13 protein-coding genes are annotated in these 12315 nt (G+C 60.2%); 8 read left to right on the top strand and 5 right to left on the bottom strand.

Going from position 1 to position 12315, the window contains the following annotated elements:
• The first annotated feature begins 4 nt into the window (after positions 1 to 4).
• The 4 genes from moaC (at position 5) to GQ39_RS19800 (ending at position 2237) form a co-directional block, all read left to right on the top strand.
• Entirely contained in the window at positions 5 to 478 is a 474-nt protein-coding gene (gene moaC / locus GQ39_RS19815; RefSeq protein WP_046820460.1) for a cyclic pyranopterin monophosphate synthase MoaC, read from the top strand.
• Complete coding sequence (gene moaD / locus GQ39_RS19810; RefSeq protein ID WP_047532859.1) at positions 475 to 717, top strand: molybdopterin converting factor subunit 1; 243 nt, start codon at positions 475 to 477, stop codon at positions 715 to 717. The genes moaC and moaD overlap by 4 nt, the downstream gene beginning before the upstream one ends.
• Positions 718 to 720: 3 nt before the next feature.
• Positions 721 to 1173: a molybdopterin synthase catalytic subunit MoaE gene (gene moaE, locus GQ39_RS19805; RefSeq protein WP_047532856.1), complete on the top strand. Its 453-nt coding sequence runs from the start codon at positions 721 to 723 to the stop codon at positions 1171 to 1173.
• Positions 1174 to 1460: 287 nt separating this feature from the next.
• Positions 1461 to 2237 carry an ABC transporter substrate-binding protein gene (locus GQ39_RS19800; protein ID WP_047532850.1) on the top strand — a complete coding sequence of 259 codons (777 nt, stop codon included), beginning with the start codon at positions 1461 to 1463 and terminating at the stop codon, positions 2235 to 2237.
• A gap of 107 nt (positions 2238 to 2344) precedes the next feature.
• Here GQ39_RS19800 and GQ39_RS19795 read toward each other — a convergent pair whose 3' ends face one another.
• The 5 genes from GQ39_RS19795 to GQ39_RS19775 form a co-directional block, all read right to left on the bottom strand.
• On the bottom strand, positions 2345 to 2986 hold the full coding sequence (locus GQ39_RS19795; RefSeq protein ID WP_047532847.1) for a helix-turn-helix transcriptional regulator: 642 nt from the start codon (positions 2984 to 2986) through the stop codon (positions 2345 to 2347).
• A 91-nt stretch (positions 2987 to 3077) separates the two neighbouring features.
• Entirely contained in the window at positions 3078 to 4205 is a 1128-nt protein-coding gene (locus GQ39_RS19790) for an NAD(P)/FAD-dependent oxidoreductase (protein ID WP_047532845.1), read from the bottom strand.
• 122 nt (positions 4206 to 4327) lie between these two features.
• Complete coding sequence (locus GQ39_RS19785) at positions 4328 to 5272, bottom strand: ornithine cyclodeaminase family protein (RefSeq protein WP_047532842.1); 945 nt, start codon at positions 5270 to 5272, stop codon at positions 4328 to 4330.
• A 138-nt stretch (positions 5273 to 5410) separates the two neighbouring features.
• Positions 5411 to 6898 (bottom strand): ATP-dependent RNA helicase RhlB, encoded by a 1488-nt coding sequence (rhlB, locus tag GQ39_RS19780; RefSeq protein ID WP_047532839.1) that lies wholly within the window; start codon positions 6896 to 6898, stop codon positions 5411 to 5413.
• A gap of 97 nt (positions 6899 to 6995) precedes the next feature.
• Complete coding sequence (locus GQ39_RS19775; protein ID WP_047539056.1) at positions 6996 to 7652, bottom strand: alpha/beta hydrolase; 657 nt, start codon at positions 7650 to 7652, stop codon at positions 6996 to 6998.
• Between the two features lie 467 nt (positions 7653 to 8119).
• Here GQ39_RS19775 and GQ39_RS19770 point away from each other — a divergent pair, with 467 nt between their 5' ends.
• The 4 genes from GQ39_RS19770 to GQ39_RS19755 all read left to right on the top strand — a co-directional run bounded on the left by GQ39_RS19770 (position 8120) and on the right by GQ39_RS19755 (position 12281).
• On the top strand, positions 8120 to 9151 hold the full coding sequence (locus GQ39_RS19770; protein WP_047532836.1) for an amino acid ABC transporter substrate-binding protein: 1032 nt from the start codon (positions 8120 to 8122) through the stop codon (positions 9149 to 9151).
• Positions 9152 to 9216: 65 nt separating this feature from the next.
• Positions 9217 to 10398, top strand: a complete 1182-nt coding sequence (locus GQ39_RS19765) for an amino acid ABC transporter permease (RefSeq protein ID WP_047532833.1) — start codon at positions 9217 to 9219, stop codon at positions 10396 to 10398.
• 10 nt (positions 10399 to 10408) lie between these two features.
• Complete coding sequence (locus GQ39_RS19760) at positions 10409 to 11506, top strand: amino acid ABC transporter permease (RefSeq protein ID WP_047532831.1); 1098 nt, start codon at positions 10409 to 10411, stop codon at positions 11504 to 11506.
• A 10-nt stretch (positions 11507 to 11516) separates the two neighbouring features.
• Positions 11517 to 12281 (top strand): amino acid ABC transporter ATP-binding protein, encoded by a 765-nt coding sequence (locus GQ39_RS19755; protein WP_003171943.1) that lies wholly within the window; start codon positions 11517 to 11519, stop codon positions 12279 to 12281.
• Positions 12282 to 12315 lie beyond the last annotated feature (34 nt).

Genomic DNA, 12315 nt, shown 5'->3' with positions numbered 1-12315 from the left:
CCTCGTGCTGACTCATCTCGATTCCCAAGGTCGCGCCAACATGGTCGACGTCACCGAAAAAGCCGTGACGTTCCGTGAGGCGACGGCCCAAGCGCTGGTGCGCATGCTGCCCGAAACCCTGCAGATGATCGTCAGCGGCGGTCACCCCAAGGGTGATGTCTTCGCTGTGGCGCGCATTGCCGGCATTCAAGCAGCGAAGAAAACCAGCGACCTGATTCCTCTGTGCCACCCGCTGATGCTGACTGGCGTGAAAGTCGAGCTCAGTGCCGAGGGCGAGGACAGTGTGCGTATCGTGGCGCGTTGCAAACTGTCCGGGCAGACCGGTGTCGAGATGGAAGCCCTGACCGCCGCCAGTGTGGCAGCGCTGACCATCTACGACATGTGCAAGGCCGTCGATCGCGGCATGACCATCGAAAGCGTGCGTCTGCTGGAAAAAGTCGGCGGCAAGAGCGGGCATTTCCAGGCGGATCAGCCATGAACATCACGGTGAAATTTTTTGCCCGTTATCGCGAAGCGATTGGCGTGGACTCGGTACAGGTTAAGGGTGATTTCGCCACTGTCGACGACGTGCGGGCATGGCTGGCGCAGCGCGACGGCGCCGAGGTGCTGAGCGAGCAGAACCTGATGTGCGCGCGCAACGAAGACCTCTGCCAGCTCGACGAGCCGGTGAGCGAGGGCGACGAAGTGGCGTTTTTTCCGACCGTGACCGGGGGCTGATCCATGGCGATTCGCGTGCAGTCCACGGCGTTCGATCCGGGAGCCGAAGTCAACGCCATGCACGATGCCAATGTCGGCGTCGGCGCGGTGGTGAGTTTTGTCGGCTACGTGCGCGACTTCAATGACGGGCTCGACGTGGCCGGAATGTTCCTCGAGCACTATCCGGGCATGACCGAAAAAGCCCTCGCCAAGATTGCCAGCGAGGCCGAGCAGCGCTGGCCGCTGCTCAAGCTGGACGTGCTGCATCGCATTGGCGCGCTGGAGCCGGGCGAGCCCATCGTTTTTGTCGGCGCCGCCAGTGCGCACCGTCAGGCCGCGTTCGACGCCTGTGCCTTTGTCATGGACTACCTGAAAACCCGCGCACCGTTCTGGAAGAAAGAAAACACCAGCGACGGCCCGCGTTGGGTCGAAGGGCGCGACAGCGATCATGCGGCAGCGGATCGCTGGAAGCAGTAAGTTCTGCGGCGTTTCCAAGTAAGCCATCGCGAGCAGGCTCGCTCCGACATTGCAACTGCAAACACAGACCCACTGTGGGGGCGAGCCTGCTCGCGATGAAGTCATCCGCACCACCAACACGTTTACTGACTCCCCTCCCGACCACCGGCCGATACGGGCTGCATTTGTCTGATTGACGGATAATACGTAAAAGTCCAGTATGGAATTATAAGTACAAAAAAGGCATTCCCCGTTTCAGCTCTTTCTTCTGTCTTGCCAAACCAACAACAACCCGCGAGAGAACGAACATGAAGAAGTTTCCCCTCATCACCGGTCTGGCCCTGAGCCTGTTGGCGTGCAGTAGCGTGTTTGCCGCCGAGAAAACCTTGCGCATCGGTATCGAGGCCGCTTACCCGCCGTTCGCTTCCAAAACCGATCAAGGCGAAATCGTCGGTTTCGACTACGACATCGGGAATGCTCTGTGCGCCCAGATGAAGGTCAAGTGTGTGTGGGTTGAAGGTGAGTTCGATGGTCTGATTCCTTCCCTGAAAGTGAAGAAGATCGACATGGCGCTGTCGTCCATGACCATCAACGACGACCGCAAGAAGTCGGTGGATTTCACCCACAAGTACTACTTCACTTCATCGCGCCTGGTGATGAAGGAAGGCGCGGTGGTGGATGACCAGTACGCCAGCCTCAAAGGCAAGACGGTCGGCGTGCAGCGTGCCACCACCACGGACCGTTATGCCACCGAGGTGTTCGAGCCCAAAGGCATCACCGTCAAGCGTTACGGCAACAACGAAGAAATCTACATGGACCTGGCGGCCGGTCGCCTCGACGCCATTTTTGCCGACACCATTCCGCTCAATGACTTCCTGTCGATGCCGCGCGGTAAGGGCTACGCATTTGTCGGACCTGAGTTGAAGGACCCTAAATACGTCGGCGAGGGCGCCGGGATTGCCGTGCGCAAGGGTAATGCCGAGTTGGTCAGCGAACTGAACACCGCCATCGACGGCATTCGCGCCAATGGCGAATACCAGAAGATTTCCGATAAGTACTTCAAGTCCGACATTTACGGCGACTGATCTACCGCCATCGCCAGCAGGCTAGCTCCCACAGGTTTTGTGTACGCCGCAAATCCCCTGTAGGAGCCAGCCTGCTGGCGATGGGGCCAGACCAATCAACACAGCCGCTAGGCTTTCAATTCCTTCAAATGCTTGTACACCGTCGCCCGTCCCATGTTCAGCACATTGGCCACATAGTTCGAAGCGCTTTTGCCTTTGAACGCCCCTTCGGCGTGCAGTGCCAGCACCAGCTCGCGTTTGTGGTCGCGGGTCAGCAGGTTCAGGCTCAGTTGCCGCTCGCGCAGCCAATTGTGCAGGAAGGTGTTGATGCGCTCCTGCCAGTCATCGCGAAACAGTGAGTCCGGTTGCGGAATCAGTTTGTTCGGCGACAGAAACAGGTCCAGCGCCGCCTTGGCGTTTTCAAACAGCGAAATATTCAGATTGATGCACAGCACCGCCATAGGATGTCCGTCGCGGTCGCGCAGGACGGTGCTCAAACTGCGAATTTTCTGACCATCCCAGTTGAGCTTTTCATACGGTCCGATATTTCGTTCGCTGACATCGTCGCTGAGCATGTCTTCGAGCGCCGAGTCGTCGCCTATCTCCCTTTTCGACAGGTTGTTGGCGATGTAGTCGACCTTCTGCGTGCGCAAGTCGTGCAGCACCACTTCGGCGTGGGGAAAGAACAACGTGGCGATGGCGTCGGCAATCGCCCGGAAGTTATCCAGGGCGGCGTCGTTCAGGGCCGGGTCTTTTTCGGGGGCGTTCATCACATGGGGCTCCGGGCAGCTTCAGCGCCCCGAAAAACGGGGCTCTGAAAGTGTGCCGCAATCGTGTCGGCGCGTCACCTGAGGGTGAGGATCAGCCCAGGCGGGCAGGGGAGAGCATGGCGGCGTTCAGGCCGAAGCGCGTGAGTGGCTCGGGCAGGGCCTCACCGCGCACCAGGGCGGCGCTGGCCTGGCCCATGGCGGGCGAGGTCTGGATGCCATAGCCGCCTTGTGCCGCCACCCAGAACAGGCCTGGCACCTGAGGGTCGAAACCGGACAACAGGTCGCCGTCACTGACGAAGCTGCGCAGGCCGGCCCAGGTGCGGGTCGGACGGCGGATGGTCAGGGTCGTGGCTTCTTCGATCTGATAAATACCCATGGCGATGTCCAGCTCTTCAGGCTGCACATCGTGCGGTTCTACCGGATCGGCGTTGGCCGGTGAGCCGAGGAACATCCCGGCATCGGGTTTCATGTAGAAGGATTCGTCGAGGCTGACCAGCATGGGCCAGTGATGAATGTCCACGCCCTCGGGGCCGGCGAAAATGAAGGCCGCACGCCGCTTGGGTTGCAGGCCCAGGGGTTTGGCGCCGGCCAGTTCACCGATCTTGTCGGCCCAGGCGCCAGCGGCGTTGATGATGACCGGCGCGCTGAAGGTGCCGGCGTGGGTCTGCACCTGCCACACGCCTTCGGCATCTCGGCTCAGGCCCAGTACTTCGCAGTCTGTATGGACTTCGCCGCTGTGGCGGCGGATGCCGCGCAGATAGCCCTGGTGCAGCGCGTCGGTGTCGATGTCGCTGGCGGTCGGGTCGTAGATCGCACCGTGGACTTTTTCCTGGCGCAGGATCGGCAGCCGGGCGCAGGCCTCTTCCGCGCTGAGCAATTGCATCTCGGGCACCGTGGCCTTGGCGCTCAGGTATTGATTGTTCAGTTCGACCGGGTCACCGGTGAAGTCCACGGTCATTTCGCCGCGCGGGGTGAGCAGCGGGTGCTCGCAGAAGCCGGTCGGTGGCGTGTCGAAAAACGCGCGGCTGGCCTGGGTCAACGCGCGAACCTGCGGTGTGCCATAAGCGGCGCTGTACAGCGCCGCCGAGCGACCGGTGGAGTGATAGGCCGGATGGGATTCGCGTTCGAGCACGACCACGCGCCCGTGCTGCGACAGCCAGAAACCGGTGGAAGCGCCGGCAATCCCGCCGCCGATGATGATGAAATCTGCGTGGCTCATGAACGTCTCCTGTTATCGGTCATCCCTGTAGGAGCCGGCTTGCTGGCGATCGCATCGCCGCGGTGTATTGATGGACCGTGGCGTCTGCATCGCTGGCAAGCCAGCTCCCACAGGGTGGGGTGTTAGGGTTGTAGGCGGTAGATGGCATTGGCCAGCGCGATGTCTTCCAGGCCCAGGCCGATCGAGCGGAAGAACACATGGCGATGGTAGTCAGGGCGCTGCACCTTCTCGCTCAGCAGATCCGCCAGGTCGCCGACAATCGCATCGTTATTCCAGCCATGTTGTTCGCCGGCAATCAGCATCTCACCGGCCGAGCCGGGGGTGGTCAGACGATAGTCACAGAATACCTGCATGTCATTGAGGCTTTGCGGCGGCACTTCGTGGGCGCGTGGGGCGTTGGTGCTGATGGAGGTGATCAACGCCGGTTTGCGCAGGCTGGACGGGTCGATCACCGGGCCGGCGGATGAGGTGCAGAGCATGATCACCTCCGCGTCGACAATAGCGGCTTCGCGGTTGTCAACGATGGTCAGGCGTGGCTCGATGCTTTTCAGCAGGGCCACGGTTTCAACGTCGTCGCTCAGGTTTGGCGAGTACAGGCTGATGCTCTGCCAGTCGCGCAGGCTCTTCACGTAGCGCAAATGCGCCTGGGCGACCTTGCCGCTGCCGATGATTGCCAGGCGAGTCGCTTTGAGTGGTGCAAGTGCATCGACCGCCACGGCGGTCGTCGCGGCGGTGCGCGCCGTGGTCAGTTCGCCCGCATCGCACAACAACAGCGGCTGACCGGTCTGCATCGACATCAGCAAGGTCCAGGCGGTCACCAGCGGACCTTGTTCGCGCACGATGTACGGCGACGTCTTGACCCCGTAAACGCCTTCTTTGGCCAGCACACCCAGATAGTTGATGAAGTCGCCGGCGCCATGGGGAAACTCCACCAGTTGCTGCGCCGGTTGCACCGCCTGGCCGGTGGCGAGGTCGCGGAACAGGTTGCGCATGATCTGCGGTACGTCGACCTGGGCCAGCCACTCACGGGCCTGCGGTTGGGTGATCACATGGGGGCTGTTGGTCATGGTGGCTCCGGGTATCGGGATAAACTAATTTGTCCATTATGGACATTTAAATATCGTGAGCAAGCACCTGTTGAAAAAAGCCGGGCGAAAAAAAGGCGCAGTCCGTTTCCGGCTGCGCCTCTTTCTACGCGTCGTCCGTTACGGACGCTTGCGCTCAACCGCACGCAGCAGGTGCGTCGGTGGCGTTTCACAGCTGATCTTGCGACCCAGCTTCTCTTCGATGGACGGTAGCTGGTAGGAGTCGTCTTCACCGGCAAAACTGATGGAGACGCCGTCGGCACCAGCACGACCGGTACGCCCGATGCGGTGCACGTAGTCGTCCGGGACTTCCGGCAGGGTGAAGTTGATCACGTGGCTGATGCCGTCAATGTGGATGCCGCGCCCGGCCACGTCCGTGGCGACCAAGACACGGATCTTGCCTTCGCGGAAACCTTCCAGGGTCTTGATGCGCTTGAGCTGCGGCACGTCGCCGGACAGCTGCGCCGCATTGATGCCATCACGCACCAGGCGTTCTTCGATGCGCCGCACTTCATCCTTGCGGTTGGCGAACACGATCACCCGCTCCCAGCCGTTATCGTTGACCAGGTTGTAGAGCAGTTTGTACTTGTCGGCAGCGGCGACCGCGTAGATGTGCTGCTCGACGTTTTCGTTGGCGACGTTGGTGATTTCGATTTCGACAATGGCCGGGTCGGTGGTCCACTGCTTGGCGAGGTTCATCACGTCTTCGGTGAAGGTCGCGGAGAACAGCAACGTCTGACGCTCGCTCTTGGGCGGGGTCTGGCGAATGATCTGGCGCACTTGCGGGATGAAACCCATGTCGAGCATGCGGTCGGCTTCGTCCAGCACCATGACTTCGACCATGTCCAGGTGCACGTCGCCGCGCTGGTTGAAGTCCAGCAGGCGGCCCGGCGTGGCGACGAGGATGTCGCAGTGACGGGCCTCGAGGTGCTTGAGCTGCTTGTCGAAGTCCATGCCTCCGACGAAGGTCATGACGTTGAGGCCGGTGTATTTGGTCAGGTCGGCGGCGTCCTTGGCGATCTGCACCACCAGCTCGCGGGTCGGCGCGATGATCAGTGCCCGTGGCTCACCCATGTAGCGCTCTTTCGGCGGCGGGGTTTGCAGCAGCTGGGTGATGATCGAGATCAGGAACGCAGCGGTTTTGCCGGTGCCGGTCTGGGCGCGGCCGATGGCGTCTTTGCCCGCGAGGGTGAAGCCCAGCACCTGTGCCTGGATTGGCGTGCAATACGGGAAGCCCAGGTCCTGGATGGCGTGCATCAGTTCCGGGGCAAGTTTGAAATCGTGGAAGCGGGTTTTGCCTTCCTGCGGCTCGACGACGAAATCTTCGAGTTTCCACGGGATCACCGGGGCCTTTGGCTTCGGTTCGCGGCGTGGTTTGGCGGGTTTCGGTGTTTCGTTGCGAGGTTGTTCGGACGTGATTGGCGCCGCAGGTTCGACGGCCGGAGCGGGCTTGGGCTCGTGTTTCGGTGCCGCTACGGTAGCGGCCCGACCAGACGGATGACCGTCGGCGCGGTGGCTGGGCGTTTGAGACGGAGCGCTGGGGACTGGCGCGAGTTGCTCAGTCTCGCTTTTACCGAACATTTTCTTGAGTGCTTTGAGCACGGTCATCTCATCAATTGGTTAAGGAATGTACGCCGGCCAGTGTAATGCAAGAATCGGGCGCGGCGTAGTGGGATGGATCAAAGGGTGTTTTTAAACATTCGGTTTAACGCAAGCGCTCGGCGAGCCAGGCGCCTATGTCGCGAATTTCCTCGGGTAACACTTCGTGACCCATTGGGTATTCCTGCCATGTCACGGTGACACCACGCTGTTTCAGATGCTCGTAGGCGGTCCGGCCCATCGAGTTTTGCACGACATCGTCGTACTGACCGTGCAGCGACAGCACCGGAATGCGCTGCTGGCTGGCGGACAGTTCCAGGGCGTCGCTGAACGTCGGTGCATAGGTCGAGAGGGCAAGTACGCCGCCCAATGCTCCCTGCCATTTCAGGAACGCGGTGTGCAGTACCACGGCACCGCCCTGGGAAAAACCGGCCAGAAAAATCCGCGAGGCGTCTATTCCGGCTGCTCGTTGCACATCGATCAGCTGGATGACCCGTTGTGCCGACTCCTCCAGTTGTTCACGGTTGATCGCGCGCGCCGGACTCATGGCCAATATGTCGTACCAGCTCGGCATCTTGTAACCACCATTGATAGTGACAGCACAGGTGGGCGCCTGGGGGAGTACGAAGCGGGTGGTCAGCAAGGTTTCTTGCAGCGCTTCGGCGACCGGCAGGAAGTCGTAGCGATCGGCGCCAAGGCCGTGCAGCCAGATGACGCAGGCGTCTGCGGGCTTGACGGGTTCTAGAATCAAGGGCTCGGTCATGGCTGCTCCAATGTTGTGCATGCGCGCTCATTAAGTGCGAGGTCTGAGTGCGCGTCCGGTTGATCAGTTAAGTAGATGTCGCAAGGTTACAAGTTTTGCTCTTGACCTGCGCCTGAAACGATTTTGCAAGCGGTGTGGTACGGGGTTTGCTATGCACATGCTCGTACGAAAGATCCTACGCCTGTCGGTAACACTATCAGTGTACCGCTGACCGTGGGAGAGCAAAAAAATCCGGTGATGGATGTTCGCCAGTGGCCGCTACGGGCTTCGCGAACGTGAAGGGCTACAGCCCGTTCGGCCGATTGGTGAGAAGTGAGTTGTCCCTGATGTGGATTTTCTCCTACTAGACTCATAGCTACGGTCCTACGTCGCTTGACCCTAAAAAAAGCCAACAAGGGTCAACAATGCCTCAAAAGGGTGCGATTGGACCACGCTCCGACACAACAAGAGCAAAACTGGAGGTTTGAATGAAGATGTTGAAATCCACCCTGGCAGTCGTGACTGCAGCCGCAGTACTCGGTGTCAGTGGGTTCGCTCAGGCGGGCGCGACCCTGGATGCAGTGCAGAAGAAAGGTTTCGTACAGTGCGGCGTCAGCGATGGCCTGCCTGGTTTCTCGGTTCCAGACTCCACCGGCAAGATCGTGGGTATCGATGCGGACTACTGCCGCGCGGTGGCTGCTGCTGTCTTCGGCGACGCGACCAAGGTCAAGTTCAGTCAGTTGAACGCCAAGGAGCGCTTCACCGCGCTGCAGTCCGGCGAAATCGACATCCTGTCGCGCAACACCACCATGACCAGTTCCCGTGACGCAGGCATGGGTCTGAAATTCCCCGGCTTCATCACTTACTACGACGGCATCGGTTTCCTGGTTAACAACAAGCTGGGCGTCAAGAGCGCCAAAGAGCTGGACGGCGCGACCATCTGCATCCAGGCAGGTACCACCACCGAGCTGAACGTTTCCGACTACTTCCGTGGCAACAACCTGAAGTACACCCCGATCACGTTCGACACCTCCGACGAAAGCGCCAAGTCGCTGGAATCCGGTCGTTGCGACGTACTGACGTCCGACAAGTCCCAGCTGTTTGCCCAGCGCAGCAAGCTGGCCTCGTCGAAGGACTACGTGGTTCTGCCGGAAACCATCTCCAAGGAGCCATTGGGCCCTGTCGTGCGTAACGGCGACGACGAGTGGCTGGCCATCGTGCGCTGGACTGGCTACGCCATGCTCAACGCTGAAGAAGCCGGCATCACTTCGAAGAACGTCGAAGCTGAAGCCAAGTCCACCAAGAACCCGGACGTTGCCCGTCTGCTGGGTACCGACGGTGAATACGGCAAAGACCTGAAAGTGAAAAAGGACTGGGTCGTCCAGATCGTCAAGCAAGTCGGCAACTACGGCGAAGTGTTCGAGAAAAACCTCGGCAAGAGCACTCCGCTGGAAATCGACCGCGGGCTGAACGCCTTGTGGAACGCTGGCGGCATTCAATACGCACCACCAGTGCGCTGATGGTTCTATCACCCGGTGGGCCAACCACCGGGTGATGTTCTGTTCCATTATTTGCGGGGCACTTCATGCAAAATTCAATCGGCGCACCAAAGCAGAGGCTCAGCCTCAGCGATCCGAAAGTGCGTGCGTGGCTATTCCAGATCATCACCATTGTCGCGGTGGTCTCGATGGGCTGGTATCTGTTCGATAACACACAGACCAACCTTCAGCACCGGGGCATTACCTCGGGCTTCAGCTTTCTGGAGCGCAGTGCCGGGTTCGGCATCGCTCAACACCTGATCGACTACACCGAATCGGACTCATACGCCCGGGTGTTTGTCATCGGCCTGCTCAACACCCTGTTGGTGACCTTCATTGGCGTGATCCTGGCGACGATCCTCGGTTTCATCGTCGGTGTGGCGCGGTTGTCGAAGAACTGGATCATCGCCAAGCTGGCGACGGTGTATGTGGAAGTCTTCCGTAACATTCCGCCGCTGCTGCAGATCCTGTTCTGGTACTTCGCGGTGTTCCTGACCATGCCGGGGCCGCGTAACAGTCATAACTTCGGCGACACCTTCTTCGTCAGCAGCCGTGGCCTGAACATGCCGGCCGCGCTGATGGCCGATGGTTTCTGGGCGTTTGTCGCCAGCGTCGTGGTGGCCATCGTCGCCATCGTGCTGATGTGCCGCTGGGCCAACAAACGCTTCGAAGCCACTGGTGTGCCATTCCACAAGTTCTGGACCGGCCTGGCGCTGTTACTGGTGATTCCGGCGCTGTGTGCGCTGATCTTTGGCGCGCCGCTGCATTGGGAAATGCCGAAGCTGCAAGGCTTCAACTTCGTCGGTGGCTGGGTGCTGATCCCGGAACTGCTGGCCTTGACCCTGGCCCTGACGGTGTACACCGCGGCGTTCATCGCCGAGATCGTGCGCTCGGGCATCAAGTCGGTCAGCCACGGCCAGACCGAAGCGGCGCATTCGCTCGGCCTGCGCAACGGCCCGACCCTGCGCAAGGTGATCATCCCGCAAGCCCTGCGCGTGATCATTCCGCCGTTGACCAGCCAATACCTGAACCTGGCGAAGAACTCATCGCTGGCGGCCGGTATCGGTTACCCGGAAATGGTCTCGCTGTTTGCCGGTACGGTGCTGAACCAGACCGGGCAGGCGATCGAAGTGATTGCGATCACCATGAGCGTGTACCTGGCGATCAGTATCAGCATTTCCCTGCTGATGAACTGGTACAACAAGCGCATTGCGCTGATCGAGCGGTAAGGAAAAGCGCATGAGTACTCATACTTTCAAACCCGACATGCCACCTCCGAGCAGCAGCATCGGTGTGGTGGCGTGGATGCGCGCGAACATGTTCTCCAGCTGGCTCAACACCCTGCTGACCCTGTTTGCGTTCTACCTGATCTACCTGGTGGTGCCGCCGATCCTGCATTGGGCGATCCTCGACGCCAACTGGGTCGGCACCACTCGCGCCGACTGCACGAAGGAGGGCGCCTGCTGGGTGTTCATCCAGCAGCGCTTCGGCCAGTTCATGTACGGCTACTACCCGCCGGAACTGCGCTGGCGCGTGGACCTGACGGTGTGGCTGGCCGTCATCGGTGTGGCACCGCTGTTCATCTCGCGCTTTCACCGTAAAGCAGTGTATGGCCTGAGCTTCCTGGTGCTGTACCCGATCACTGCCTACTTCCTGTTGCATGGTGGTCTCTTCGGCCTGACCAACGTGGCGACCAGCCAATGGGGCGGCTTGATGCTGACCCTGGTGATCGCCACTGTCGGTATTGCCGGTGCGTTGCCGCTGGGGATTGTCCTGGCTCTGGGCCGTCGTTCGAACATGCCGGCGATTCGTGTGGTCTGCGTGACCTTCATTGAATTCTGGCGCGGCGTGCCGTTGATCACGGTGCTGTTCATGTCCTCGGTGATGCTGCCGTTGTTCCTGCCCGAGGGCATGAACTTCGACAAACTGCTGCGGGCCCTGATCGGTGTGATCCTGTTCCAGTCGGCCTACGTGGCTGAAGTGGTGCGCGGTGGTCTGCAAGCGATTCCCAAGGGGCAGTACGAAGCCGCCGCGGCGATGGGCCTGGGATACTGGCGCAGCATGGGCCTGGTGATTCTGCCGCAAGCCCTGAAGCTGGTGATTCCCGGCATCGTCAACACGTTCATTGCCCTGTTCAAGGACACCAGCCTGGTGATCATCATCGGCCTGTTCGACTTGCTCAACAGCGTCAAACAAGCCGCCGCCGACCCGAAATGGCTGGGCATGGCCACCGAAGGCTACGTGTTCGCAGCCCTGGTGTTCTGGATTTTCTGTTTTGGTATGTCCCGCTACTCCATGCATTTGGAACGTAAGCTCGACACTGGCCACAAGCGTTAGGAGTTCTTTTATGAGCGAAGCAATCAAACAGCCTGTGAGCCCTGAAGGCATTATTCAGATGCAGGGCGTGAACAAGTGGTACGGCCAGTTTCACGTACTCAAGGACATCAACCTCAACGTCAAGCAGGGCGAGCGTATTGTCCTGTGCGGTCCGTCGGGTTCCGGCAAGTCCACCACCATCCGCTGCCTCAACCGTCTGGAAGAACACCAGCAGGGCCGCATCGTGGTCGATGGCGTGGAGTTGACCAACGACCTCAAGCAGATCGAAGCGATCCGTCGTGAAGTCGGCATGGTGTTCCAGCACTTCAACCTGTTTCCGCACCTGACCATCCTGCAAAACTGCACCCTGGCACCGATGTGGGTGCGCAAGATGCCGAAACGCAAGGCCGAGGAAATTGCCATGCACTACCTGGAGCGCGTACGCATTCCGGAGCAGGCGCATAAATTCCCGGGGCAACTGTCCGGCGGCCAGCAGCAGCGTGTGGCGATTGCCCGTGCGCTGTGCATGAAACCGAAAATCATGTTGTTCGACGAACCGACTTCGGCACTCGATCCCGAGATGGTGAAAGAGGTGCTGGACACCATGATCGGCCTGGCCGAAGACGGCATGACCATGCTCTGCGTAACCCACGAAATGGGCTTCGCCCGCACCGTGGCCAACCGCGTGATCTTCATGGACAAGGGCGAAATCGTCGAACAGGCTGCGCCGAACGACTTTTTCGACAACCCACAGAACGACCGCACCAAGCTGTTCCTGAGCCAGATCCTGCATTGATTGGTCAGTGACTGTCGCAAAGAGCCCCGCCGAT

The organism is Pseudomonas sp. 11/12A (assembly GCF_000800055.1).
GTDB classification, from domain to species: Bacteria; Pseudomonadota; Gammaproteobacteria; order Pseudomonadales; family Pseudomonadaceae; genus Aquipseudomonas; species Aquipseudomonas mohnii.
Note: the sequence above shows the minus strand (reverse complement) of the source record. Positions and strands in the feature narration are given on the sequence as shown.